This is a genomic window from Cellulomonas sp. P4_A2 (genome assembly GCF_056402515.1).
This window is the reverse complement of the sequence record NZ_JBFUHG010000006.1, coordinates 1-22,987: the sequence shown is the minus strand read 5'-3', so window position 1 is coordinate 22,987 and position 22,987 is coordinate 1. Positions and strand designations below refer to the sequence as shown.

The 22,987-nt window shown below is 72.1% G+C and carries 26 protein-coding genes and 2 tRNA genes; 9 read left to right on the top strand and 19 right to left on the bottom strand.

All coding sequences use genetic code 11. The features are described from left to right. Nucleotides 1–114: 114 nt before the first annotated feature. From AC1DUE_RS07890 to AC1DUE_RS07880, 3 genes are all read left to right on the top strand, one after another. The gene (locus AC1DUE_RS07890; protein WP_477038858.1) at nucleotides 115–789 is read left to right on the top strand and encodes an ABC transporter permease; all 675 of its coding nucleotides are present in this window, start codon (nucleotides 115–117) and stop codon (nucleotides 787–789) included. A 1-nt stretch (nucleotide 790) separates the two neighbouring features. Further along, a complete protein-coding gene (locus tag AC1DUE_RS07885; protein WP_477038857.1) occupies nucleotides 791–1,558 on the top strand; it encodes an ABC transporter permease in 768 nt (255 codons plus the stop codon). 76 nt (nucleotides 1,559–1,634) lie between these two features. Next, nucleotides 1,635–2,633 (top strand): glycine betaine ABC transporter substrate-binding protein, encoded by a 999-nt coding sequence (locus AC1DUE_RS07880; protein ID WP_477038856.1) that lies wholly within the window; start codon nucleotides 1,635–1,637, stop codon nucleotides 2,631–2,633. A gap of 49 nt (nucleotides 2,634–2,682) precedes the next feature. On the opposite strand, the gene AC1DUE_RS07875 is transcribed toward AC1DUE_RS07880, so the two are convergent. Continuing rightward, the gene (locus tag AC1DUE_RS07875) at nucleotides 2,683–4,143 is read right to left on the bottom strand and encodes a dihydrolipoyl dehydrogenase family protein (protein WP_477038855.1); all 1,461 of its coding nucleotides are present in this window, start codon (nucleotides 4,141–4,143) and stop codon (nucleotides 2,683–2,685) included. A gap of 343 nt (nucleotides 4,144–4,486) precedes the next feature. On the opposite strand from AC1DUE_RS07875, the gene AC1DUE_RS07870 reads away from it, so the two are divergent. Continuing rightward, nucleotides 4,487–4,777 carry a hypothetical protein gene (locus tag AC1DUE_RS07870; RefSeq protein WP_477038854.1) on the top strand — a complete coding sequence of 97 codons (291 nt, stop codon included), beginning with the start codon at nucleotides 4,487–4,489 and terminating at the stop codon, nucleotides 4,775–4,777. Nucleotides 4,778–4,843: 66 nt separating this feature from the next. On the opposite strand, the gene AC1DUE_RS07865 is transcribed toward AC1DUE_RS07870, so the two are convergent. Both AC1DUE_RS07865 and AC1DUE_RS07860 read right to left on the bottom strand, forming a co-directional pair. Further along, a tRNA-Lys gene (locus AC1DUE_RS07865) sits at nucleotides 4,844–4,919 on the bottom strand. 65 nt (nucleotides 4,920–4,984) lie between these two features. Further along, nucleotides 4,985–5,197, bottom strand: coding sequence for a hypothetical protein (locus tag AC1DUE_RS07860; RefSeq protein WP_477038853.1), 213 nt, complete (start codon nucleotides 5,195–5,197; stop codon nucleotides 4,985–4,987). Between the two features lie 154 nt (nucleotides 5,198–5,351). Here AC1DUE_RS07860 and bcp point away from each other — a divergent pair, with 154 nt between their 5' ends. Then, nucleotides 5,352–5,819, top strand: a complete 468-nt coding sequence (gene bcp, locus AC1DUE_RS07855; protein ID WP_477038852.1) for a thioredoxin-dependent thiol peroxidase — start codon at nucleotides 5,352–5,354, stop codon at nucleotides 5,817–5,819. Nucleotides 5,820–5,864: 45 nt separating this feature from the next. Further along, a tRNA-Leu gene (locus AC1DUE_RS07850) sits at nucleotides 5,865–5,947 on the top strand. Between the two features lie 77 nt (nucleotides 5,948–6,024). Here AC1DUE_RS07850 and AC1DUE_RS07845 read toward each other — a convergent pair. Further along, complete coding sequence (locus AC1DUE_RS07845) at nucleotides 6,025–6,393, bottom strand: thioredoxin family protein (protein ID WP_477038851.1); 369 nt, start codon at nucleotides 6,391–6,393, stop codon at nucleotides 6,025–6,027. Between the two features lie 143 nt (nucleotides 6,394–6,536). On the opposite strand from AC1DUE_RS07845, the gene AC1DUE_RS07840 reads away from it, so the two are divergent. Both AC1DUE_RS07840 and AC1DUE_RS07835 read left to right on the top strand, forming a co-directional pair. Then, a complete protein-coding gene (locus tag AC1DUE_RS07840) occupies nucleotides 6,537–7,091 on the top strand; it encodes an NUDIX hydrolase family protein (RefSeq protein WP_477038850.1) in 555 nt (184 codons plus the stop codon). Nucleotides 7,092–7,102: 11 nt separating this feature from the next. Continuing rightward, nucleotides 7,103–7,729 (top strand): Pr6Pr family membrane protein, encoded by a 627-nt coding sequence (locus AC1DUE_RS07835; RefSeq protein ID WP_477038849.1) that lies wholly within the window; start codon nucleotides 7,103–7,105, stop codon nucleotides 7,727–7,729. Here the strand turns inward: AC1DUE_RS07835 and AC1DUE_RS07830 are convergent. From AC1DUE_RS07830 to clpS, 7 genes are read right to left on the bottom strand one after another with little or no spacing between them, the layout of a single operon-like run. After that, entirely contained in the window at nucleotides 7,716–9,407 is a 1,692-nt protein-coding gene (locus AC1DUE_RS07830) for an ABC-F family ATP-binding cassette domain-containing protein (RefSeq protein WP_477038848.1), read from the bottom strand. The two genes, AC1DUE_RS07835 and AC1DUE_RS07830, sit on opposite strands and share 14 nt — an antisense overlap. Nucleotides 9,408–9,443: 36 nt before the next feature. Next, nucleotides 9,444–10,064 (bottom strand): RdgB/HAM1 family non-canonical purine NTP pyrophosphatase, encoded by a 621-nt coding sequence (rdgB, locus tag AC1DUE_RS07825; protein ID WP_477038847.1) that lies wholly within the window; start codon nucleotides 10,062–10,064, stop codon nucleotides 9,444–9,446. Beyond that, nucleotides 10,061–10,855 (bottom strand): ribonuclease PH, encoded by a 795-nt coding sequence (rph, locus tag AC1DUE_RS07820; protein WP_477038846.1) that lies wholly within the window; start codon nucleotides 10,853–10,855, stop codon nucleotides 10,061–10,063. Before rph ends, rdgB begins: the two co-directional genes overlap by 4 nt. A 52-nt stretch (nucleotides 10,856–10,907) precedes the next feature. Further along, nucleotides 10,908–11,684, bottom strand: a complete 777-nt coding sequence (locus AC1DUE_RS07815) for an MBL fold metallo-hydrolase (protein ID WP_477038845.1) — start codon at nucleotides 11,682–11,684, stop codon at nucleotides 10,908–10,910. After that, nucleotides 11,681–12,496 (bottom strand): glutamate racemase, encoded by an 816-nt coding sequence (gene murI, locus AC1DUE_RS07810; RefSeq protein ID WP_477038844.1) that lies wholly within the window; start codon nucleotides 12,494–12,496, stop codon nucleotides 11,681–11,683. Before murI ends, AC1DUE_RS07815 begins: the two co-directional genes overlap by 4 nt. Nucleotides 12,497–12,513: 17 nt before the next feature. After that, complete coding sequence (locus AC1DUE_RS07805; protein WP_477038955.1) at nucleotides 12,514–13,188, bottom strand: DUF2017 domain-containing protein; 675 nt, start codon at nucleotides 13,186–13,188, stop codon at nucleotides 12,514–12,516. After that, on the bottom strand, nucleotides 13,188–13,481 hold the full coding sequence (gene clpS / locus AC1DUE_RS07800; RefSeq protein WP_477038843.1) for an ATP-dependent Clp protease adapter ClpS: 294 nt from the start codon (nucleotides 13,479–13,481) through the stop codon (nucleotides 13,188–13,190). Before clpS ends, AC1DUE_RS07805 begins: the two co-directional genes overlap by 1 nt. Nucleotides 13,482–13,543: 62 nt before the next feature. Here clpS and AC1DUE_RS07795 point away from each other — a divergent pair, with 62 nt between their 5' ends. Beyond that, complete coding sequence (locus AC1DUE_RS07795) at nucleotides 13,544–14,881, top strand: nicotinate phosphoribosyltransferase (protein ID WP_477038842.1); 1,338 nt, start codon at nucleotides 13,544–13,546, stop codon at nucleotides 14,879–14,881. A gap of 56 nt (nucleotides 14,882–14,937) precedes the next feature. Here AC1DUE_RS07795 and AC1DUE_RS07790 read toward each other — a convergent pair whose 3' ends face one another. The 8 genes from AC1DUE_RS07790 to AC1DUE_RS07755 all read right to left on the bottom strand — a co-directional run bounded on the left by AC1DUE_RS07790 (nucleotide 14,938) and on the right by AC1DUE_RS07755 (nucleotide 22,883). Then, entirely contained in the window at nucleotides 14,938–15,090 is a 153-nt protein-coding gene (locus AC1DUE_RS07790) for a hypothetical protein (protein ID WP_477038841.1), read from the bottom strand. Between the two features lie 236 nt (nucleotides 15,091–15,326). Next, entirely contained in the window at nucleotides 15,327–17,144 is a 1,818-nt protein-coding gene (locus AC1DUE_RS07785) for a DEAD/DEAH box helicase (RefSeq protein WP_477038840.1), read from the bottom strand. Beyond that, nucleotides 17,141–17,572, bottom strand: a complete 432-nt coding sequence (locus AC1DUE_RS07780; protein ID WP_477038839.1) for a DUF3039 domain-containing protein — start codon at nucleotides 17,570–17,572, stop codon at nucleotides 17,141–17,143. The genes AC1DUE_RS07785 and AC1DUE_RS07780 overlap by 4 nt, the downstream gene beginning before the upstream one ends. An 84-nt stretch (nucleotides 17,573–17,656) precedes the next feature. Then, nucleotides 17,657–18,439, bottom strand: a complete 783-nt coding sequence (gene nagB / locus AC1DUE_RS07775; protein WP_477038838.1) for a glucosamine-6-phosphate deaminase — start codon at nucleotides 18,437–18,439, stop codon at nucleotides 17,657–17,659. Continuing rightward, entirely contained in the window at nucleotides 18,439–19,431 is a 993-nt protein-coding gene (locus tag AC1DUE_RS07770) for an ROK family protein (protein WP_477038837.1), read from the bottom strand. The genes nagB and AC1DUE_RS07770 overlap by 1 nt, the downstream gene beginning before the upstream one ends. 1 nt (nucleotide 19,432) lies before the next feature. Continuing rightward, a complete protein-coding gene (locus tag AC1DUE_RS07765) occupies nucleotides 19,433–20,368 on the bottom strand; it encodes a carbohydrate ABC transporter permease (protein WP_477038836.1) in 936 nt (311 codons plus the stop codon). After that, nucleotides 20,365–21,306, bottom strand: coding sequence for a carbohydrate ABC transporter permease (locus AC1DUE_RS07760; RefSeq protein WP_477038835.1), 942 nt, complete (start codon nucleotides 21,304–21,306; stop codon nucleotides 20,365–20,367). Before AC1DUE_RS07760 ends, AC1DUE_RS07765 begins: the two co-directional genes overlap by 4 nt. Nucleotides 21,307–21,548: 242 nt before the next feature. Beyond that, nucleotides 21,549–22,883, bottom strand: a complete 1,335-nt coding sequence (locus AC1DUE_RS07755) for an extracellular solute-binding protein (protein ID WP_477038834.1) — start codon at nucleotides 22,881–22,883, stop codon at nucleotides 21,549–21,551. Nucleotides 22,884–22,987 lie beyond the last annotated feature (104 nt).

Genomic DNA, 22,987 nt, shown 5'->3' with positions numbered 1-22,987 from the left:
CGCAGGACCGATCACGACCGCTGCTCGGTACCGAGCACGGACCGGACTCGATGCCGGGCACCCAGGACCGGCTCACCGCTGCAGGTGTCGGTGCCTCCACCTAATGTCAGGTCCATGCTTTTCGCCGAGGCTCCACCCAACCCGTGGTTCTCCTGGCAGTACATCGAGCGCAACAGCGCCGACATCGCGCGGTACCTGGAGCAGCACGTCTCCCTGACGCTCGAGGCCGTCGCCATCGCGTTCGTGCTCGCCCTGCCCCTGGCCGCGCTCGCGCACCTGCGCCCGCGGCTCGCCGGCCCCGTGCTCGGTGTCGCGGGCGTCCTGTACACGATCCCGTCGCTGGCGCTGTTCGCCGTCCTCGCTCCCTACACGGGGATCGGGCGGACCACCGTGCTCATCGGGCTCGTCTCGTACGCGCTCCTGGTCCTCACGCGCAACATCCTCGTGGGCCTGCAGGGCGTGGACCCGGCGGTCCGGGACGCCGCGCGCGGAATGGGATACGGGCGCGGGCGGTTGCTGCTTTCCGTGGAGCTGCCGCAGGCGTTGCCGAGCATCGTCGCAGGTCTGCGCCTCGCGACGGTCACCACGGTCGCGCTCGTGACCGTGGGCGTGGTCGTCGGGTACGGCGGGCTCGGGCAGCTGATGTTCCGGGGCTTCCGCAGCAACTACCACGCGGAGATCATGACGGCGACGGTGCTGTGCCTCCTGCTGGCGCTCGTGCTCGACCTCCTCATCGCGGGCATCGGGCGACGGCTCACGCCGTGGTCCCGCGTCGAGAGCCCGGTGTGACGTGGACGTCTTCCAGGAAGCCCTCGCGTGGCTGAACGACCCGTTGAACTGGACGGGCCGCAACGGCGTCATCGCGCTCACCAAGGCACACATCGTCGTCTCGGCGCTGGCGGTGCTGCTCGCGGCCGTCGTCTCGCTGCCCCTGGCGCTCTGGCTGGGCCACCGCCGACGCGGCGCGAAGGTCGGCGTCGTCGTCGCCAACACGACGCGCGCGCTGCCCACGCTCGCCCTGCTCACACTGCTGGCCGCCACCGGGCTGTTCGGGAACACCGCGACCGTCCTGGCGTGCGCCGTGTTCGCCATCCCGCCGCTCCTGACCAACACGGTGACCGGGCTCGGCGACGTGGACGCGGACGTGCGCGACGCGGCGCGCGGGGTCGGCATGTCCGGCGCGCGCAGCCTGTGGGCCGTCGAGGTCCCGCTCGCGATCCCGTTGATCGCGGCCGGCCTTCGGACCGCATCCGTGCAGGTCGTGGCCACGGTGCCGCTGGCCGCCCTCGTCGGCGGTCGCAGCCTCGGCTCGATCGTCGTCGAGGGTTTCGGCATCCAGAACTACGGGCAGGTGCTCGCGGGCGGCCTGCTCGTCGCGGCGCTCTGCCTGATCGTCGAGGGCGTCCTCGCGCTCGTCCAGCACCTGGCCACCCCACCCGGGCTGCGCTCGCTCGCCCGTCAGACCTCCACCACCAGCACACGGACCCGGTCCCGCCGGTCATCACCGGTTGCCGAGCCCGTCACCAGCGGTTCGAATGGCCCCAGCCCATCCCCCTGACCACACCGGTGACGGAATCCCCTGTCACCCTCCGGGAACCCTCCCTCCCCCCGCACCACAGCCCGAGGAGAGCACCATGCGAGCATCCCGCTCCGCCGCCCTTGTCCTGATCGCCGCAGCCACGCTGGTGCTCAGCGCCTGCGGGGACCCCGGCTCGGGCGGAGGCGAGGCCGAGCCGTCGGCGCCGGCCTCCGCCGTCGCCATCTGCGACCCGGTCCCCGGCGACAAGCTGGTCGTCCTCACGGACGACAAGGGCCTGCAGAACGCCGACAACATCATCCCGGCCGTGAACAAGGCGGCCGCCGACGCCAACCCCGCGATCATCGAGGCGCTCGACTCGGTCTCGGCAGCGCTCGACACCGACAAGCTCATCCAGCTCAACAAGGCGGTCGACATCGACCGGCGCACGTCGAGCGACGTGGCCAAGGAGTTCGTCGAGACCGAGAAGCTGACCGCTGCAGACCCCGCCGCCGGCACGGGAACCTCGCTCACGATCGGCGCGGCCAACTTCTCCGAGAGCACGACCCTCGCCGAGATCTACGCGGCGGTGCTGCGCACGGCCGGGTTCGACGCGGCCGTGCAGACGGTCGGCAACAGGGAGACCTACCTGCCGGCGCTGCAGGACGGCACGCTCGCGGCCGTCCCGGAGTACGCCGCCACGCTCGCGGACTTCCTCAACGGCCAGGCGAACGGTTCTGACGCGCCTTCGGTGGCCTCCCCCGACGTCGACGCCACGGTCGCGGCCCTCACGCCGCTCGCCGAGGCGGCCGGCCTGACGGTCGGGAAGCCTTCGGCAGCACAGGACCAGAACGCCTTCGCGGTGACCGACAAGTTCGCCGCGGACCACGGCGTCAAGACGCTCAGCGACCTCGCCGAGACCTGCGGTGGGCTGATCCTCGCCGGACCGGCCGAGTGCCCGGAGCGTCCGTTCTGCCAGCCGGGTCTCGAGGAGAAGTACGGACTCCAGTTCGCGGACTTCAAGTCCTACGACTTCGGCCTGATCGGTCAGGCCGTGCTCAAGGGCGAGGCCACGATCGGCCTGGTGCTCTCGAGCGACGGCGCGCTCGCGGGCTGAACCACTCGGACGGGCGGGTCGGAGCACCTCCGGCCCGCCCGTCCGGCGTCTAGAGGCCGGCCGTCTCCAGCAGGCGGAGCCACACCTCGCTGACGGTCGGGTAGGACGGCACGGCATGCCAGAGCCGGTCCAGCGGGACCTCGCCGACGATCGCGACGGTGGCCGCGTGCAGCAGCTCCGCGACCTCGGGCCCGACGAATGTCGCGCCGACGATCACACCCCGCGCGTCGTCGACGAGGATCTGCGCGTGACCGGCGTAGTCGGGCGCCAGGACGTACGCCCCGGCGACGTTCGCGATGTCGTAGTCGACCACCCGGACCTCGAGGCCGCGGTCGCGCGCGGTCTTCTCGGTCAGTCCGACCCACGCCACCTCGGGTCGCGTGAAGACGACCTGCGGGACGGCGGCGTCGTCGGCACTCGCGCGGTAGCGGCTCCACGGGGCGGCGTTCCCCTCGTCGGCCGCGGACAAGCTCGTGTCCTCGTGCGTGGCCTCCGTCGCACCGAACCGGGCCGCGATGACGTCTCCGACGATGCGGGCGTCGTACTTGCCCTGGTGGGTCGTCGCGGTCCGCCCGGACACGTCGCCGACCGCGAACAGCCAGCCGCCGTCCACGCCGGTCGCCTGCAGGCGGTCGTCGACGGCGACTGCCTTGCCGGGGGTCAGCCCGACGGTGTCCAGCCCGATGTCGGAGGTGCGCGGCCGGCGACCGGTCGCGACGAGGACCTGGTCGACCACCAGGTCGGCAGCGCCGTCGAGCTCCAGGTGCACCCCGTCGTCGTCGCGTCGCGCCGACCGCGTCTCGGTGCCGAACAGGACCGTCACACCGAGCGTCCGCAGCCCGTCGACGACCGCCTCCGACGCGAACGGCTCCGCCGGGACGAGCAGCCGGTCGCCGCGCACGATCAGGGTGACCTCGCTGCCGAAGTCCGCGAAAGCGGTGGCCATCTCGACGCCCACGACCCCGCCCCCGAGCACGGCCAGCCGCGCCGGCACCTGCTGCACCGACGTCGCCTCGCGGCTCGTCCAGGGCGACACCTCGGCGAGCCCGTCGATGTGCGGGAACACGGGCTCCGAGCCGGTGGCGACGACGACCGCCTTGCGGGCGGTGACGCGCGTCGGCCCGTCGGCGGTCTCGACGACGAGCTCACGCGGACCGGTCAGCCGCGCGTGGCCCCGCAGAAGCGTGATCCCGGCGCCCTCCGCCCAGCCGACCTGCGACCCGTCGTCCCAGTGGTGCGTCACGTCGTCGCGGGTCGCGAAGGTCGCGGAGACGTCGACGGAGCCGATCTCCCCCGCACCGGGCACGGAGCGCGCGGCGGCCAGGACGGCCCCGGGGCGCAGCAGCGCCTTGGACGGCATGCACGCCCAGTACGAGCACTCGCCGCCGACGAGCGCATGCTCGACCATCGCGACGCTCAACCCGGTGCGACCAGCGCGATCGGCGGCGTTCTCGCCGACGGCGCCGGCACCGATCACGACGACGTCGAACTCCTGACCCTGCACTGCCATCGACCGCTCCGTCCGTAGCCCATCGGTGCGCCCATCGTCGCCCGGGACGTACCCGCACGCACGACGGGCCCTCCCCGCGACCGCCGGTTCGACCGCACGGGCGTACTGTCGAGGGAGTCCCGGATCGAAGGCCCTCAGCTCGACCGCCCGCCGTCCGGCACCACCGGAAGAGGGCCCCGTGCCCGATCGCAGGACCCGAGGACGACCGAGGGCAACGCCGCCGTTGCCTGGACTCCGCGTCCCGCCGGCACGCGGCCCGAGCCCCTCGGGCCGACCTGAGCCCGTGCCCGGACGCCACGTCTCATAGGCCGTCGGGCCACATCCACCGATGGAGGAGAAGAAGATGCAGAACACACCCGAAGACGACCGGAGCACCGAAGCGTCGAAGATGCGCTCGGACCGGCTGCGGAACTCGCCGACCGACCCCGGACCCGAGCCGCCGGAGACGACCGAAGCCGCCAAGATGAGCTCCGACGGACTCTCGACGAGCGACGGCGCCTACCCGGCCGACACCACGGACGAAGCCGAGAAGATGGAGTCCGACCGTCTTGCCGGGTCCGGCCCGCACGCCGCGGAGCCTCCCGCCACCACAGAGGCCGAGAAGATGAGGTCGGACCGCGGCCACCGCGCGTGAGGGCCCTCCTGAGGGCCAGCGCATAGCGAAGGGCCCCGCACCACTGGTGCGGGGCCGTTCGGGGGGTGGTGCGCCATCAGGGACTCGAACCCCGAACCCGCTGATTAAGAGTCAGCTGCTCTGCCAATTGAGCTAATGGCGCGCGGAGAGAAAGTTACCAGGCGACATGCCCGGACAGCCAATCGGATACCCCGGTCGTGACGACCGTCACGGCTCGGGATCGGCCGCGGGCGCGGAGCCCGTGTCCCGCTCCCACCAGGCGACGTCCGGCAGGCCCTCGGCCTCGAGGATCTCCGTCGACGTGGACTCCGGCGTGACGAGGTCGACGAGCAGCGCCAGAGGCACGTGCTCGGCGAGCAGGTCCTTCACGGGCTGCGTGGTGTCGTCCTCCGCCGGGACCGAGGTGTCGTCCTCGCTCATGGTCGACCTCCTCCGTCGTCGTCCTGGTCGTCCGTCCTGCACCATGCCATCACCCCGATGCGCGAGGAGCAAGCCGCGGCGACCCCGAGCCCGCCCAGGGCCGGTCCGACGTACGATGACGACGCATCCGCCGTCCCGTCCGTCAGGAGACCACGTGCCCCGCCTCACCGTCGGCGACCTCGCGCCCGACTTCACGCTGCAGACCGCCGACGGAGGCAGCGTGACGCTCTCCGACCTGCGCGGACAGCACGTGATCGTCTACTTCTACCCGGCGGCCATGACGCCGGGCTGCACCACCCAGGCGTGCGACTTCCGGGACAACCTGGCGTCGCTGCAGTCCGCCGGGTACGCCGTCGTCGGCGTCTCCCCCGACGACCTGCCGGCGCTGGCGAAGTTCGTCGAGGCCGAGCACCTCACGTTCCCGCTGGCGTCCGACCCGGACCGCTCTGTGCTCGAGGCGTGGGGCGCGTGGGGCGAGAAGTCGCTGTACGGCAAGACGGTGACCGGCGTCATCCGCTCGACCGTCGTCGTCGACCCCGAGGGCCGCGTCGAGCTCGCCCAGTACAACGTGAAGGCCACCGGCCACGTCGCCAAGCTACGCAAGGACCTCAAGGTCGCCTAGAACAGGGTGCTGGCTCGTCGTTCTCTGACGGGCCCAGCCCCGATCGCGGGAGTGGTGAAATGGCAGCCACGCCAGGTTTAGGTCCTGGTGCCCGAGAGGGCGTGCGGGTTCGACTCCCGTCTCCCGCACCGCACATCCCGGCCTCGAACGACGAAGGGCCGGTCGCTCCGCGAGGAGTGACCGGCCCTTCGTTCGCCGACGACCGTCAGGCGGTCGTGGACTTCGCCGCGATGGTGGCGCGGACCTCGTCCATGTCCAGCGCCTGGATGGCGTCCACCACCTGCGCGAGCGCGGGGGCGGGCAGCGCACCGGCCTGGTTGAACACCAGGATCCCGTCGCGGAAGCCCATCAGCGTGGGGATGGAGAAGATCTGCAGCTCCGTGGCGAGCTCCTGCTCGGCCTCGGTGTCGACCTTCGCGTGCACGATGTCCGGGTGCTCGTCCGAGGATGCCTCGAACACGGGCCCGAACCGCTTGCACGGTCCGCACCACTCGGCCCAGAAGTCGATCAGGACGATGCCGTTGTCCTGGATCGTCGGGCCGATGGACGTACCCGTGAGCTCAATCGTCGCCATGACGTTCCTCCAGTCTCGATTACCGAGTGGTAGAGCGTTCCCTCGGCGTCCACTATTCCCTCTCCCCCGTGATGCGCACCTCACGGCGTCCAGCGCAGCGCGCCGACACGCGGCGCGGGCCGTGCGCGGGGTAGACATGGGAGGTGACTGCTTCCGCCGAGTTCCCCCGGGGACCCGAACGCCCCGCCGGCTGGCTGAGCCCTGACGACATCTCTCGCGTCCGCTCCCAGCTGCCGATCCTGTACATCGACGCGATCCCCGTGCGGGTGGACGACTCCGGGGACGTGGTCTCCGTCGGTCTGCTGCTGCGGGTGACCTCCGAGGGCGTCATGTCCCGAGCGCTGGTGTCCGGCCGGGTGATGTACCACGAGCGGGTGCGGGACGCGCTGGTCCGGCACATCGAGAAGGACCTCGGGCCCGTCGCGCTGCCGCAGATCCCCGCCTCGCCGCAGCCGTTCACCGTGGCCGAGTACTTCCCGACGCCGGGCGTCACGCCGTACCACGACCCCCGCCAGCACGCGGTCTCGCTCGCCTACGTGGTGCCCGTGCTCGGCGACTGCCGCCCGCAGCAGGACGCGATCGACCTCGCCTGGATGACGCCCGAGGAGGCGTGCGCCGAGCAGATCCAGTTCGAGATGAACGGCGGCCAGAACGTCCTGCTCCGGCAGGCGATGGCACACGTGGGTCGGCTGCAGTGACGCGGGCCGTCGTGGCGCGGGTCCTCTACGGGATCGTCGCGCTCGCGGCGTTCACCGGGATCGTCATGGAGACGGTCGCGGCCCTGACCTCCGACGACCCCGGCTTCAAGTTCGTCAACATGGTCTCCTTCTTCACGATCCAGTCGAACTTCCTGGCCGGCCTCGCGGCCCTCCTCCTGGCGCTGCGTCCCGACCGGCGCGGTCGCGTCTTCGACGTGCTCTTCCTCGACGGCCTGCTGTGCATCGCGGTGACGGGGATCGTCTTCCACGTCGCGCTCTCCGGGCTGCGCGACCTCACCGGCGCCGGAGCCGTGTCCAACTTCCTCCTGCACACGCTCGTGCCCGTCGGGTTCGTGGTCGCGTGGCTGGCGGTGGGGCCGCGCCCCCGGTTCTCCGTCGCGACGGTCGGCTGGTCGGTCGTCTATCCGCTGGCCTGGATCGCGTACACGTTCGCCCGCGGCGCCGTCACCGACTGGTACCCCTACCCGTTCCTGAACGTGTCGGTGATCGGCATGGGCGAGGCGCTCCTGCGCACCGGCATGGTCGCCGTGGTGTTCCTCGTCCTCGCGTTCGTGGCGCTCGGCATCGAGCGGCTGCTTCCGGCGTCCCCCCAGGTGCCGGTCCTCACCCCAGCGTGAGCTCGGGCCAGTCGGACAGGTCGGCCCGCATCCGGCGGTCGTGGGTCGCGACGACGACCGCGGCGGACGTGACCCGCAGCGCGGCCGTCAGCTCGTCGACCAGCCCGACGGACAGGTGGTTGGTCGGTTCGTCGAGGATCAGCACGTGCGGCGCGGCCAGGACCGCGCACGCGAGGTCGAACCGGCGGCGCTGACCCACCGACAGCTCGCGCAGCGGTCGGTCCAGGTCCTCCTCGGTCAGCAGCCCCTGGGCGGCGACGGGGACCAGCCGGGCCGGGTCGAGGACGCCCGCCTCGAGCAGCGTCAGGGCGTGCCGCGCGTAGGCCTCGAAGCCCGTGAGCTCCTCGGGCGGACCGGCGACGTACGCACGCTGGGCGGCGGCCGTCGCGTGCTCCGTGGGCCCCTCCTGCGCGAGCACGCCGAGCCGGACGCCCGGCGCGACCATGCGCACGCCCCGGTCGAGGTCCAGGGTCCCCGCCAGCGCTGCGAGCAGCGTCGACTTGCCGGAGCCGTTCGGGCCGGTCACCAGCAGACGCCCGCAGGCGGGCACCTCGATGCGCAACCCCGGCAGGTCGAGCCGGTCGCGCACCCGCGGCGCCCGGACCTCGAGCAGCGGACCCGGTCGCGGGTCGGGCGGCAGGGACGGCAGGTCGGGGAACGACAGCTCGAGCGGTGGCGTCGGCACCTGGACGGCCTCGGCCTCGAGCTTCTGGATGAGGCGGTCGGCGGCCTTCACGTGCCCGCGGGCGCGGGTCGCGCGGCGGTTCTTGTCGGAGCCCTTGGGCGGTCGCCACTCGTCGGAGAGGTTCTCGTACGTCGAGTCCAGCCGTTCGGCCAGCGCGATCGCGCGCTTGCGCTCCGCGCGGTAACGGCTTCGCCAGCGCCGGACCATCTGGGACTTGAGGAACCGGTAGTCCGAGTACCGCGTCGCCCCGTACAGGGCGGGCCGGCCGTCCATCGACGGGTCGAGGTCGAGGATCGCCGTCATGACATCGTCGAGCAGGCGACGGTCGTGGGTGACGATGACGATCGCGCCGGCCCAGTCGCGCAGGCGCGAGGTCAGGTAGTCGATCCCGCCCGCGTCCAGGTGGTTGGTCGGCTCGTCGAGCAGCAGGACGTCCGCGCGCTCCCCGATCCGGCACGCCAGCCGCACGCGGTAGCGCTCCCCCACGCTCAGCTCGTCGAGCAGCAGGTCGGGGTCGCGCGGTGCGCCGAACCGCGTCAGCGCCTCGTCGACGCGACGGTCGGCGTCCCAGCCGGCCAGGTGCTCGTACCGCGCCACCGCCGCGGTGAGCCGGCCCAGGTCGCCCGTCTCGTGGTCGAACGACGCGATCGCCGCCTCGAGCTCGGCCGAGACCGCCCGCACCCCCGACAGCGACTCCTCGACCAGCGCCCCGACGGTCGCACCCTGCTCGACGGTGAGCTCCTGGTCCACGACGGCGAGCGTGCCGACCCGCCGGACCGAGCCGCCCTGTGGGTCCAACGTGCCCGCCAGGATCCGCAGCAGGGTCGTCTTGCCGGCGCCGTTCTCGCCCACCACGCCCACCCGGTCGCCGACGCTGACCACGAGGTCGATGCCGTCCAGGACGGAGCGGCCGGGGTAGCCGAAGGTGACCGACGACGCCACCAGCTGGGCCGCACCCACGACCGCGGTCTCGACCTCGGCGCTCTCAGACACCGGCCCGGGTCCCTCCAGGCGCGCCCGCCATCCTCGTCATCCGCCCAGCACGCGGACCAGGGTGGGCACGAGGGCGCGGAACGCCGTCCCGCGATGGCTGATCGCGTTCTTCTCCTCGGGAGTCAGCTCGGCGCACGTCCGCGAGTCCCCCGCCGGCACCAGGATCGGGTCGTACCCGAACCCGTGGGAGCCGCGCGGGGCCGTGGCCAGCGTGCCCTCGAGCGCGCCCGTCTCGACGTGCTCGAAGCCGTCGGGGGTGACCAGCGCGGCGGCGCAGACGAAGCGCGCGCCACGGTGCTCGGGCGCGATGTCCCCCAGCTGCGCGAGCAGGAGGTCGAGGTTGGCCTGGTCGTCGCCGTGCCGGCCGGCCCAGCGCGCCGAGAAGATCCCCGGCGACCCGCCGAGCACGTCGACGCTGAGCCCGGAGTCGTCGGCCACGGCGGGCAGGCCGGTGAAGGCGGCGAGCGCGCGGGCCTTGATCAGCGCGTTCTCCGCGAACGTCAGGCCGTCCTCGACCGGCTCGGGCGCACCGACGTCGCGCGCGCCGACCACCGAGGCGGGGTCGAGCCCGGGCAGCACGGGAGACAGGATCGCTCGCAGCTCGCCGACCTTGTGCGCGTTGTGCGTGGCGAGCACCAGGCGGGTGCTCGAGGTCATCGGACCGCGCGCGTCGCCGAGCCGTCGCCCGGAGCCTGCGCCAGGGCAGCGGTCTGCAGCGCGGTCAGCTGGGCGGTCCCGGCGACCGCGAGGTCGAGCAGCGCGTTGAGCTCGGCGCGGTCGAACGGGGCGTGCTCGGCGGTGCCCTGGACCTCGACGAACGTGCCGGAACCGGTGACCACGACGTTCATGTCGGTCTCGGCTCGCACGTCCTCGACGTACGGCAGGTCGAGGACGGGCAGCCCGTCGACGATGCCGACGCTCACGGCGGCGACCGAGTCCCGCAGGACGACCTTGTTCTTCGAGACGTGCCCCTGGGCGACGGCCCACGCGACGGCGTCGGCCAGGGCGACGTAGGCGCCGGTGATCGAGGCGGTGCGGGTGCCGCCGTCGGCCTGGAGCACGTCGCAGTCGAGCACGATCGTGTTCTCGCCGAGCGCCGAGACGTCGATGATCGCCCGCAGCGAGCGGCCGATCAGGCGCGAGATCTCGTGCGTGCGCCCGCCGACGCGGCCCTTGACGGACTCGCGGTCGGAACGGCTGTTCGTCGCGCGCGGGAGCATCGAGTACTCGGCCGTGACCCAGCCCTCGCCGGAGCCCTTCTTCCAGCGCGGCACCCCGGGCGTGAACGACGCGACGCACAGCACCTTGGTGCCGCCGAACTCGACGAGCACGCTGCCCTCGCCGGCCTCCAGGAAGCCGCGGGTCAGGGTGACCGGGCGGAGCTGGTCGGGGGCGCGGCCGTCGGCGCGCACGCCGGGCACGGTGGAGGCAGAGGTGGCAGAAGTCATGCGGACGAGCGTAACCGCGCGGTCCGACAGGGACGGTTCACGTCCAGGTCCGCTACAGGACGTGGACCGCGCCCGGACGCGCCAGCTCGATCGGGCCGCCGTACACGGCCGCCGCCTCCGCCTCGGTCACCGCGGGATCGTTCCAGGCCGGGATGTGCGTGAGCACGAGCCGCCGGGCACCCCCGCGCGCCGCGGCCTCGCCGGCGCGACGACCGGTGAGGTGGATGCCCCGCAGCTCGTCGTCCCTGCCCTCCACGTACGCCGACTCGACGAGGAGCAGGTCCACGTCCGCGGCCAGGGCGTCCAGGCCCGGGCACTCGTCGGTGTCGCCGCTGTAGGAGAGCGTGACGGACCCGTCGGAGACGTCGGACGGCCCGGTGACCCGGACGCCGAACGCCGGGATCGGGTGCTCGACGGGGATGGGCGTCAGCGTCAGGGGCCCGACGACCACGTCGGAACCTGCCTCCCACGACGCGACCACGAACTGCTCGCTCGGGCTCTCGCTGCCGCACAGCTGCGCGAGGCGATCGGCGGTGCCGACCGGACCGTAGACGGGAACGGGCGGCAGGGCACCGGCGGGGTCGTACCGCCGCAGCACGTGCAGCACGGCGAGGTCGGCCACGTGGTCGGCGTGCAGGTGGGACAGGCCGATGGCGTCCAGGGCCGTCGGGTCGCCGTACCGCTGGAGGGCGCCCAGGGCGCCGTTGCCGAGGTCCAGCAGCACGGTCCAGGTGCGCCCGTCGGCATCGTCGGCCTGCACGAGGTACGCCGACGCGGCCGAGTCCGCGCTCGGGAAGGACCCGGCGCAGCCCAGGATCGTCAGCCTCATCGCAGGGCTCCGCGCGGCTCGACGGCCTCGACCTCGGGGCCCAGGAACCGGCGGGCGAGCTTCTGGAACGCGACGGGGTCGCCCGTGGCGAGGAACCGGTGGCTGGGCGCTCCTGCGGAGAGGTCGCGCTCGAGGTCGTGCGCCACGAGCGTGCGGTACACGTCCTTGGCGGTCTCCTCGGCGCTGGACACGAGCGTGACGTCCTCGCCCATGACGTAGGAGATCGCGCCCGTGAGCAGCGGGTAGTGCGTGCAGCCGAGCACGAGGGTGTCGACGCCGGCCTCGCGGACCGGGTCCAGGTACTCGTGCGCGAGCGCGAGCACCTCCGGGCCCGAGGTGATGCCCGCCTCGACCAGCTCGACGAACCGGGGGCAGGCCTGCGTGGTCAGCTCGACGCCCGGCGCCACGGCGAACGCGTCGTCGTACGACCTCGACTCGACGGTCGACTTGGTCGCGATGACGCCGATGCGGCCCGTCCGGGTGGCCGCGACCGCGCGCCGGGCGGCCGGCAGGATCACCTCGACCACCGGGATGCCTCGTCGCAGCGTGTACCGCTCGCGGGCGTCGCGCAGCATCGCCGACGACGCCGTGTTGCAGGCGATGACGAGCAGCTTCACGCCGGCGTCCACGAGGTCGTCCATCACCTCGAGGGCGTGCGCACGGACGGCCGCCAGCGGCTTGCTGCCGTAGGGCGTGTTGAGGGTGTCGCCGATGTAGATCGTGGACTCGTGGGGCAGCTGGTCGAGGATCGACCGCGCCACCGTCAGCCCGCCGACACCGGAGTCGAAGATCCCGAGGGGGGCGTCGTTCACGCGGCCGAGCCTATCCGCTACCCGGCCGGTGGCCTGCCCGGCGGGGTGTTGCGTCCGCCACCCGGCGCGCGCAGGTCCGCGAGCAGCGCCTCGACGAGCGACTCCTGCAACCAGCTCAACGCACCGTAGACCGCGACGAGGTAGCGCCGGGTCGCGGGGTCGAGGTGGTCGGCGTCGGCCTCGTCGAGGTCCGCCGTCGGCGAGGTCAGCAGCTGGTCGTACAGGCGCTCGGCCTGGTCGTCGGTGCGGATCTGGAGGCGCTCGGCCAGGACGAGCCGCAGGTCCGTCAGCGCCGCCGCGACGTCCTTGGCGTCGTCGGGCGCGACCACGAACGCGTCGGCGCGCTGCCCGGCGGTGGGAGTGGTCAGCGCGGTCCAGAGCCGGCTGAGCCGGGCGACCTTGCCCGCACGGATGTCGTCCTCGGTCAGGCGGCGGAACTCGGCGGACACCTCGGGGTCGTCGCGCGACGCGTCCGGCAGCAGGCGCCGGACGGCGGGGTCGGTCGGCGGCGCGACGTTGTCGAGCTGGATCCGCGGCGAACCGTCACCCGGCACGGTCGCGGCGGTCTCCTCGTCGATCCGGCCCGCACCGAGCAGCTCGGCGACGTCCGCGACGAGGGCCGCGATCACGCCGCGCTCGTCGTCGTCCAGGCGCGCCACGTACATCCCGCGGCGCCGCCGGAACGCCCGCATCACTGCCCGCTTCGCTGGAGCGTGGCCCACAGGCCGAACTCGTGCATCGCCTGCACGTCGACCTCCATCGCCTCGAGGGATCCGGTGGACACCACGGCGCGTCCCTGCTGGTGGACCTGCCGCATCAGCTTCTCGGCCTTCTCCCGCGGGAAGCCGAAGTACGACTCGAACACGTACGTCACGTAGCTCATGAGGTTCACGGGATCGTTCCAGACGATCGTCACCCACGGATCGGCGACCGCCGTCTTCTCCTGCGCCTCGACACTCTGGTCGGGAAGGGTCTGCACAGGCACGAGGCCCACTGTAGGTGCGTCGGCGACGTGCGCGGATGTTCTCCGCTGCCTACGTTGGCCGCATGACCCCTGGTCCGAGCACGGCCCTGCTCACCGACCGCTACGAGCTCACGATGCTGCAGGCCGCGCTCGCCGACGGGACCGCTCACCGCCGCTGCGTGTTCGAGGTCTTCACGCGCCGCCTGCCCCCGGGGCGTCGGTACGCGGTGCTCGCCGGGACCGGTCGCGTGCTCGAGGCGATCGAGCGGTTCCGGTTCGGCAAGGAGGAGCTCGACTTCCTTGCCGACGAGCGCGTGGTGGACGACACGACGCTCTCCTACCTGTCCGGCTACCGGTTCGGCGGGTCGGTCGTCGGGTACGCCGAGGGCGAGACGTTCTTCCCGTCGTCGCCGGTCATGGTCGTCGAGGGCACCTTCGCCGAGGCCGTCCTGCTGGAGACGCTCGTGCTCTCGATCCTCAACTTCGACTCCGCCGTGGCGTCGGCCGCGTCCCGGATGACCAGTGCGGCGGTCGACCGGCCCGTGCTCGAGATGGGTTCACGACGAGCGCACGAGGAGGCTGCGGTCGCGGCGAGCCGGGCCGCGGTCGTCGCCGGCTTCGCGGGGACCTCCAACCTGGAGGCGGGACGGCGGTACGGGTTGGCGACGATCGGGACCGCCGCGCACGCCTTCACGCTCCTGCACGACGACGAGCGGACCGCCTTCGAGACGCAGGTCGCGTCGCAGGGCGTGGGGACGACCCTGCTCGTCGACACCTACGACGTGCGGCGCGGCGTCGAGAACGCCCTGGCCGCCGCGGGGACGGCCCTGGGAGCCGTCCGGCTCGACTCCGGCGACCTCGGCGTCCTGGCGCACGAGGTGCGGCAGCAGCTCGACGCCGCGGGTGCGCGGGACACCAAGATCATCGTGACGTCCGACCTCGACGAGTACGCGATCGCGGCGCTCGCCGTCGCGCCGGTCGACAGCTACGGCGTCGGCACGTCCGTGGTCACCGGGTCGGGGGCGCCGACGTGCGGGATGGTCTACAAGCTCGTCGCTCGCGAGGGACCGGACGGCTCGCTGGAGCCCGTGGCGAAGGCGTCGCGGTCCAAGACCAGCGTGGGGGGCCGCAAGGCCGCGGCTCGACGGCTCGACGCCGAGGGCCGGGCGGCGGAGGAGGTCCTGGTCATGGGTCCGGACGACGAGGTCCGTGGGTGGCGGTCCGACGACGCGGACCTGCGGGCGCTGCACGTCCCGCTCGTCACCGCCGGGGTCGCAGACCGGGCCTGGACGGGGGCGGACGGCGTCCGGGCCGCCGTGGGTCGGCACCGGGCCTCGCGGGACGAGCTGCCGCGGGGGGCGAGGCGCTTGTCCGCGGACGAGGCCGCGGTGCCGACGGTCACGGTGCGGGTCGGGGGCTGACGCCCGGCCGACCCACGACCGGGCGGGTCGTCAGACCCGCCCGAGCCGGGCGATCGCTACACGCGCGAACGGCCGCGGCCGACCAGGGCGAGGATCAGGCTGACGACCAGCACGGCGATGCCGATCCAGATGAGGAACGACCCGACGCCGGCGAAGCCGAGGATGAGCAGGATGACACCGATGATGATGAGGATGAGCCAGCCGGGCATGGTGATGCCCCTTTCGTCAGAAGCGCCGATCCGGCGAGCGGGGGTACCCGGGCCGTTCGGCGACGACAGAACGCTGCCAGGGACGAGGGTCGTCGGCACGCCGAACGCCAAGTTGCGCGACCGGCCGTCGCTGCTATGTGGTCACGCGTCCAGGGCTGTGACCTGCGGTTTTACGCCCGACTAGCGACGTCCACGATTCGAGACGGGGGTTGCGGATTCCTCACCCGAAGAGGTGATCACTTCTTCCCGACGAACCAGCCGCGCACCATGGCGACGCGCGCGGTCAGCTGGTCGGGGTCGGCGAGGGCCACCTCCGGACCCCCGCAGCGGCGGCGCAGCTCGTTGTGCACGGACCCGTGGGGCTGGCCGCTCTTGCGCGCCCACGCCCCCACCAGCTGCGACAGCTCCTTGCGCAGCTCGGCCTGCTTGCGGTGGTCCATCGGCGGCGGCTCGTCGGCGGGCGCCTTCTTGCGGCCGTTCAGCTGGTCGGCCTGCCTCTGGCGCAGCAGGGCGGACACCTGGTCGGCGTCGAGCAGTCCGGGCAGGCCGAGGAAGTCGAGCTCCTCGTCGGACCCCATCTCCGCGCCCGTGCCGAACTCGCCGCCGTCGAAGAGCACCCGGTCGAACGACGCCTGGGCCTCGAGCGCCTCGAACGCCCCCTGCTTGCCGTCCGGCCCGATCTCGTCCGGGCCGTTGCGCTCCGCGTTCGCCGCCTCCATCAGGGCGTCCTCGGGGTTGAACCCCTCGCCCATCTCCTCGGCGGTCTTCGGGCGGTCCAGCGCGTGGTCACGCTCGAGCTCGAGCGTGTTGGCGAGTGCGAGCAGCTGCGGGACGCTCGGCAGGAACACCGAGGCGGTCTCGCCCCGGCGCCGCGCACGCACGAACCGGCCGACGGCCTGGGCGAAGAACAGAGGCGTCGCCGTGCTCGTCGCGTAGACGCCCACCGCGAGGCGCGGGACGTCGACGCCCTCGGAGACCATGCGGACCGCGACCATCCACCGCGAGGTGCCCGCGGAGAACTCGTCGATCCGGTCGCTCGCGCCGTCGTCGTCGGAGAGCACGACGGTCGGCGACCTGCCGGTGAGGCGTGCCAGGTGGCCCGCGTAGGCGCGTGCATCGGTCTGGTCGGTCGCGATGACCATGGCGCCGGCGTCCGGGACGGTGCGCCGGACCTCGGTCAGCCGGCGGTCCGCCGCGGCCAGCACGCTGGGGATCCACTCGCCGTTCGGGTCCAGGGCCGTGCGCCAGGCCTGCGCGGTGATGTCCTTGGTGAGCGGCTCCCCCAGCCGGGCGCTCATCTCGTCGCCCGCCTTGGTGCGCCACCGCATCGAGCCGCTGTAGGACAGGAAGATGACCGGACGCACGACGTGGTCGCGCAGCGCGTCGCCGTAGCCGTACGTGTAGTCGGCGACGCTGCGCCGGATGCCGTCGCGGTCGCGGTCGTAGCGCACGAACGGGATCGCCGCGGTGTCGGAGCGGAACGGCGTGCCCGTGAGCGCGAGCCGGCGGGTGGCACCCTCGAACGCCTCGCGGACGGCGTCGCCCCAGCTCAGCGCGTCACCTCCGTGGTGCACCTCGTCCAGGATGACGAGCGTCGGCGCTGCTGACGTGCGCGCCGCGTGCAGAGCCGGCTTGCTGGCCACCTGGGCGTAGGTCACGGCGACGCCGTCGAACCCGTGCCCGTGCCGGCCCTGCGCGTTGCTGAAGTTGGGGTCGAGCGTGATGCCGACGCGCGCCGCGGCGTCGGCCCACTGGCGCTTGAGGTGCTCGGTCGGCGCGACGACGGTCACCCGTCGCACCACCTTCGCCTCGAGCAGCTCGGTGGCGATCCGGAGCGCGAACGTCGTCTTTCCCGCACCGGGCGTGGCGACCGCGAGGAAGTCCCGCGGGTTGCTGACCCGGTACTGCTCGATCGCCTCCGCCTGCCACGCACGCAGCTTGTCGGCCGTGCCCCAGGGCGCACGGCTGGGGAACGCCGGCGGCAGCTGTGACGCGGCGGACGACGACGCGTGGTGGGTGGACGGGACGACGGACGGGCGCGGGGCGGCCGTCACGAGCCGCCGCTGGTCGAGCCGGTGAACCGCGCGTCGCCGCCCGAGCCGGAACCGCCGGAGCCCGAGCCGGGGTTGCGACCGAAGCCCCAGCGGCGACCGCCGGACTTGCCGCCGCCCTCGCCGCCGTTGTTGTCGCCGTCCTGCGGCTCGCGCAGACCCTCGTAGATCTCCTTGCAGACCGGGCAGACCGGGAACTTGTTCGGGTCCCGGCCGGGGACCCAGACCTTGCCGCAGAGGGCGATCACGGGCTTGCCGCTGATCGCGGAGTCGAGGATCTTCTCCTTGCGCACGTAGTGCGCGAACCGCTCGTGGTCGCCGGGTTCGACCTGCTCGGTCGTCTCCTCGCGCTCCAGGACGCTGGTCGACGTCCCCTGGTCCGGACCGGACGGGTCGTCTGGTGCGGACGGCATCGGGAACGGCTCACTCATGGCGTCGAGTGTACGTGGCGGATCCGACAACGCCGGGGGCCGACCGGCCGTCGACGGCGTCCCGGGTGGGCAACATCACCCGCGTCAGAGGCCCTGCCACTGCGGCTTGGAGCGGTATGTCTCGCGGTAGTAGTCGGCCAGCTGCAGACGGCTCGCCGCGGCGTCGTCGACGAGGACGGTGACGTGCGGGTGGTGCTGCAGGATCGTCGCCGGCCACATGGCGCTCACCGGGCCCTCGACGAGCTGGTGCACGGCCTCCGCCTTGCCCTTGCCGGTGGCCAGGAGCACGAGGTGCCGGGCGGACATGATCGTCGCGAGCCCCTGCGTCAGGCAGTGCGTCGGCACCTTGTCGAGGTCTCCCCCGAAGAACCGGGCGTTGTCCTCGCGCGTCTGCCGCGTCAGGGTCTTGATGCGGGTCCGGGACGCCAGCGACGAGCCGGGCTCGTTGAACGCGATGTGCCCGTCGGTGCCGATCCCGAGGAGCTGCAGGTCGACGCCGCCGACGTCCGCGATCGCGTCCTCGTAGGCGCGACAGGCCACGACGAGGTCGTCGGCCAGTCCGTCGGGCCCCTGCACCGCACCGTCGGCGAAGTCGACGCGGGAGGCGATCTCCTTCTCGATGACGTTGCGATAGCGCTCGGGGTGGCCGGCCTCGAGACCGACGTACTCGTCGAGCATGAAGGCCCGGGCACGCGCGAACGACAGGCCGTCCTGCGTGTGCCGTCGAGCGAGCTCGTCGTAGACCGCGAGCGGGCTCGACCCGGTGGCCAGGCCGAGCACGGAGTCGGGCTGCGCGCGCACGAGCTGCTCGATCGCGTCCGCGGCCAGACGTCCCAGCTCCGCGCCGGGACCGATGACGACCTCCATCAGAAGTACTCCCCTCGTCCGAGCAGTGCCGCACCGACCGCGCCCACCGGCACGTCAGCGGGAGCCAGGCTCACGCGTCCGGGCAGGCTCATCGACGCGAGGAACGGCGACGCCTCCGCCTGCCGCTCCAGCTCGCCGCGCACGGCCCGCAGCAGCGGCTGGCCGAGCGCGCTGACGCCGCCGCCGATCACGACGAGGTCGACGTCGGCGGTGAGCACGAGGATGCGGACCGCGGAGGCGACCGCCCACGCGAAGCGGTCGCGCACCTCGATCGCCTGCGGGTCCCCGTCCGCGGCCGCGGTGAACAGCTCGGCGGGCGCGGGACGGCCGAACCGGCTGGGCCAGGCGATGTCGAGCGCCGACCCGGACGCGTACTGCTCCAGGCAGCCGAGCTGGCCGCACTTGCACGGCAGGCCGTCCGGAACCAGCGTCAGGTGGCCGATCTCGCCGGCGCCCCCGTGCGAGCCGCGCCGCAGCCGGCCCTCGAGCAGCAGCCCGGCGGCCAGGCCCGTGCCGAGCGCGAGGAACGCGATGTCGTGCACCCCCGGCTCGCCCGTGCCCTGCGCACCGTCGACCGTGTGCGCGGCGCCGACGACGGCGACGGTGAGGTCGTTCTCGACCCGGACCTGCACACCGAGACGCTCCGCGACGATCGACGCGAGCGGGGTGCTCTCCTCGATGCCCAGGTTCACGGCGTGCTCGACCAGGCCCTTGTCGGCGTCGACGACCCCGGGCAGCCCGATGCCGACACCCGCGAGCTCGGACACCGGCAGACCCATGCGGCCCGCGAGGTCCTCGACCACCGCGACCGCGACGTCGACCAGGCCCTGCACACCCTTCGTGGTGGCGAGCCGGACCTGGTGCCGCACCACGCCGTCCCCGTCGAGCGCGACACCGAGCACCTTGGTGCCGCCGATGTCGAGCCCGACGGACCACGGGCGCGGCCCGTCGTCCGACGCCCTGAGTGGAGTCGGGATCCCCTGCGTGCTCACGTCAGCCCTTCACCGCTCCGGCGACCAGCCCGGACGTCATCTTGTTCTGGACGAACAGGAAGAAGACGATCACAGGAATCGCGATCAGTGCCGAGCCTGCCATCACGACGCCCCAGTCGGTCGCACGGTTCGACTCGACGAGGCCCTGCAGCCACAGCGGCAGCGTGTGCTCGGTCGGGTCGGTCATGACGACGAGGGCGAGGGTGTACTCGTTCCAGGCCTGCAGGAACCCGTACACGCCCGCGGCCACGAGGCCGGGAGCGAGCAGCGGGAAGGTGATCCGGAAGAAGGCGGCGGTGCGCGACAGGCCGTCCACCATCGCCGCCTCCTCGAGCTCGATCGGCACGCCGGCCACGAAGCCGCGCAGCATCCAGATCGTGAAGGGCAGGATCGCCGCCGTGTAGACGATGGCCAGGCCGATGGCCGTGTTCACCAGGTTCCAGCCGTCGAGCATCCGGTACTGCGAGATGAAGAGCCCCTCCGCGGGGATCATCTGCACCACGAGGATCGTCAGGATGAACGCCTTGCGACCGCGGAACCGGAACCGGCTGACGGCGAGCGCGGCGAGGAACGCGAAGATCAGGGCGGCGACGAGGACGATCACGACGACCGTCAGCGAGACCTTCATCGCGTCCCAGAACGACGGGTCGTTCCACACGCGGCGGAAGTTCGAGATCGTCCCGTCGAGCGGGAAGAACGTCGGCTTGCTGGTCTGCAGCTTGTTCAGCGGCAGGAACGCGCTGTTGACCATCCAGTAGATCGGGAAGACCCAGGCGATGGCCACGACGACGGCGACGATCCCGAGGACGCGGCGGCCCGTGCGGGTCTGGGCACGACCGGACTCGGTCGTCTTGACCCGGGCCTTGCGCTTGGCGACGGGGACGACGGGAGCTCCCTGCGGCGCCGGGGCGGGCGCTGGGGTGGCGACGGTGCTCACAGCTCGTCCTCCTTCAGCATCTGGCGGACGTAGAAGCCGGTCAGGCCGAGCGTGATGACCAGCATGATCGTGGCGAGCGCTCCCGCCTTGGAGAAGTCCCCTGCGTAGGAGTAGATGAGCGTGCCGAGCAGGTTCGTCTCGTGCGTGGGCGCGCCTGCACGCTGCAGGACGTAGATCTGGGTGAACACCTTCATGTCCCAGATCACCTGCAGCAGCAGCACGATCGACAGGACGGGCCGGATCATCGGGATCGTGATGTTCCAGAAGCGCTGCCGCTGGGAGGCGCCGTCGAGCTGCGCGGCCTCCATCGTCTCCTCGGGGACCTGCAGCAGGCCCGCGTAGACGGAGAACGCGACGAACGGCACCGACATCCAGACGACGATCACGGTGGCGACGAAGTAGAAGGACAGCGGCTCGATGATCCACGAGTGGCCGGCCATGTCGTCGGCACCGAAGACGTTGGCGAGCACGTAGTTGACGACGCCGTACTGCGAGTCGAAGAGCCACTGCCAGACCGTCATGGACGCGAGGACCGGGGTGCCCCAGGCGAGCAGGAGGGCGACCATCAGGGTCATCCGGGCGCCGCGGCTGACGCGCTGCATGAGCACGGCGAACGCGATGCCGATGACCATCGTGACGGCCGCGTTCACCAGGCAGAAGGCGATCGAGCGACCGATCACGGCCCAGACGTACGGGTCGGAGAGGAGCTCCTGGTAGTTCTTCAGCCCGACCCACTCGGCGGGGGCTCCGAACTGCTGCTTGAGCCCGTACTCCTGGAACGAGGTGATGAACTGCCGGATCAGGGGGTAGCCGAGGGCGACGGCGATGACGATGCCGGCCGGGACCAGCAATCCGTACACACCGACGTTGCGGCGCTTACGACGTGGGAACACGGGCGGGGTGCCGTCGTGCTCGACCACGGGGGCAGTGGCTGCCATGGAAGAACTCCTGTCTGGTGGCGCGGCCGGGTCCGCCTGCGTCGGCAGGCCCGACCGCACCCGGATCAGGGGGTCGTCCGCACTGTGTCGAGCTACAGCCCGGACGACGACCAGTGATCAGTACAGCAGTGGTGTGTGCTGTGCGTCGTGTTTCCGGAACGGCCGGGTCGAAGGCCCTCCGACCCGGCCTGAGGCCCGACCGGCCCCCTCCGCTCCGCAGCAGCGAGGGCCGGCCGAGGTCATCAGTTGAGCGCGGCCTCGATCTGCTTGTCAGCAGCGGCAGCGGCCTCCTTGACGTCGGCCCCCGTCGCGAGCTGCTGGAAGAAGTCCTCCAGGATGCGGTCGCCCTCGACGGTGGCCCAGTTCTCGGCGGCCGGCGTGAGCTTGGCGTTCAGCGCGGCGGCGACAGCGGCCTTGGCGTAGACGTCGTCGCCCATGGAGGCGGCGTAGTCCGTGTTGCCGGGGATGAGGCCGTTGCTGCCGAGCATGTTCTGGAACTCCTCCGTGAAGATGATCTTCAGGAGGCTCTTGGCGAGCTCCGGGTGCTGCGACTTCGCGGCGACGGCGATGTTCGAGCCGCCGGCGAAGCCGTTCGCGTAGGAGCCGGCCTCGATGCCCGGGAGCGGGAAGACGCCGGTGTGCTCCTCGTTGCAGGCCTGCTGCTCGGTGCGGAGCGCCTTGGCGGCGTCCGACTTGTCGTCGGGGTCGACGCCCTTGTTGCACTGGGGCAGGTCGATGCTCCACCGGGCCCAGGTGGGCGCGGAGAACATGGCGGACTGGCCCTGGTTGAACGGGACCCACGGCTCGTTCGAGTCGCTGTCGGCCGGAGCCTTGGTCGCCGTCTTGAACAGCTCCTGGACCTGCTCGAGGCCCTTGATGGAGTCGGGCTCGGACAGGGCACCCTTCCAGGTGTCACCGTCCTTGACCGCGAAGTTGCCACCGTTGGTGTAGAGCCACGCGGCGCCGTTGTACCAGTCCTGGCCCGGGAGCCAGAAGCCGGAGCCCGCGGGGTTGGCGGCCTGCAGCTTCTGCGCGACGGTCGTGAACTCCTCGAGCGTGGTGGGCACCTCGACGCCCGCCGCGGCGAACGCGTCCTTGTTGTAGAACACGGCACGCGCGCCGGAGTAGTAGGGAGCCGCGTAGAACTTGCCGTCCGCGCTACCCGCGTCGACGAAGCCGGGGAGCAGCTTGTCGCCGCCCAGCTCGTCGTACATGTCGGTGATGTCGGCGAAGGCGCCGGCGTACGTGAAGGTCGGCGACTGCGTGTTGCCGATCTCGACGACGTCCGGGGTCTGGTCGGCCGACGACAGAGCGGTCTGCAGGCGCGGGACGAGCCCGTTCCAGTCCTGCTCCTCGATGACGAGCTTGGAGCCCGGGTTCTCGGCCTCGAACGTCGTCGTGAGGTACTCACGCAGCGCGTCCGGGGTGTCGGTGCCGTTCAGCCAGAGCTTGATCGTCGCAGCCTCGGGCGTGCTGGCTGCCGACGAGGTGTCGTCCGATGCGTCGTCGCCGTTGCTGCAAGCGGCGAGCGCGAGCGTGGCCGCCACGCCGACGGCCGCGAAACGTAGGATCTTCACGTTGGGGTTCCTCCCGTGAGCGAGACGAGCGCCGAGCGGCGTCGCCGGGGGTTTCTTCTGACGTGCAGTGGGCCGGCTGGGGGTCCTCACGAGACCCCCAGCTG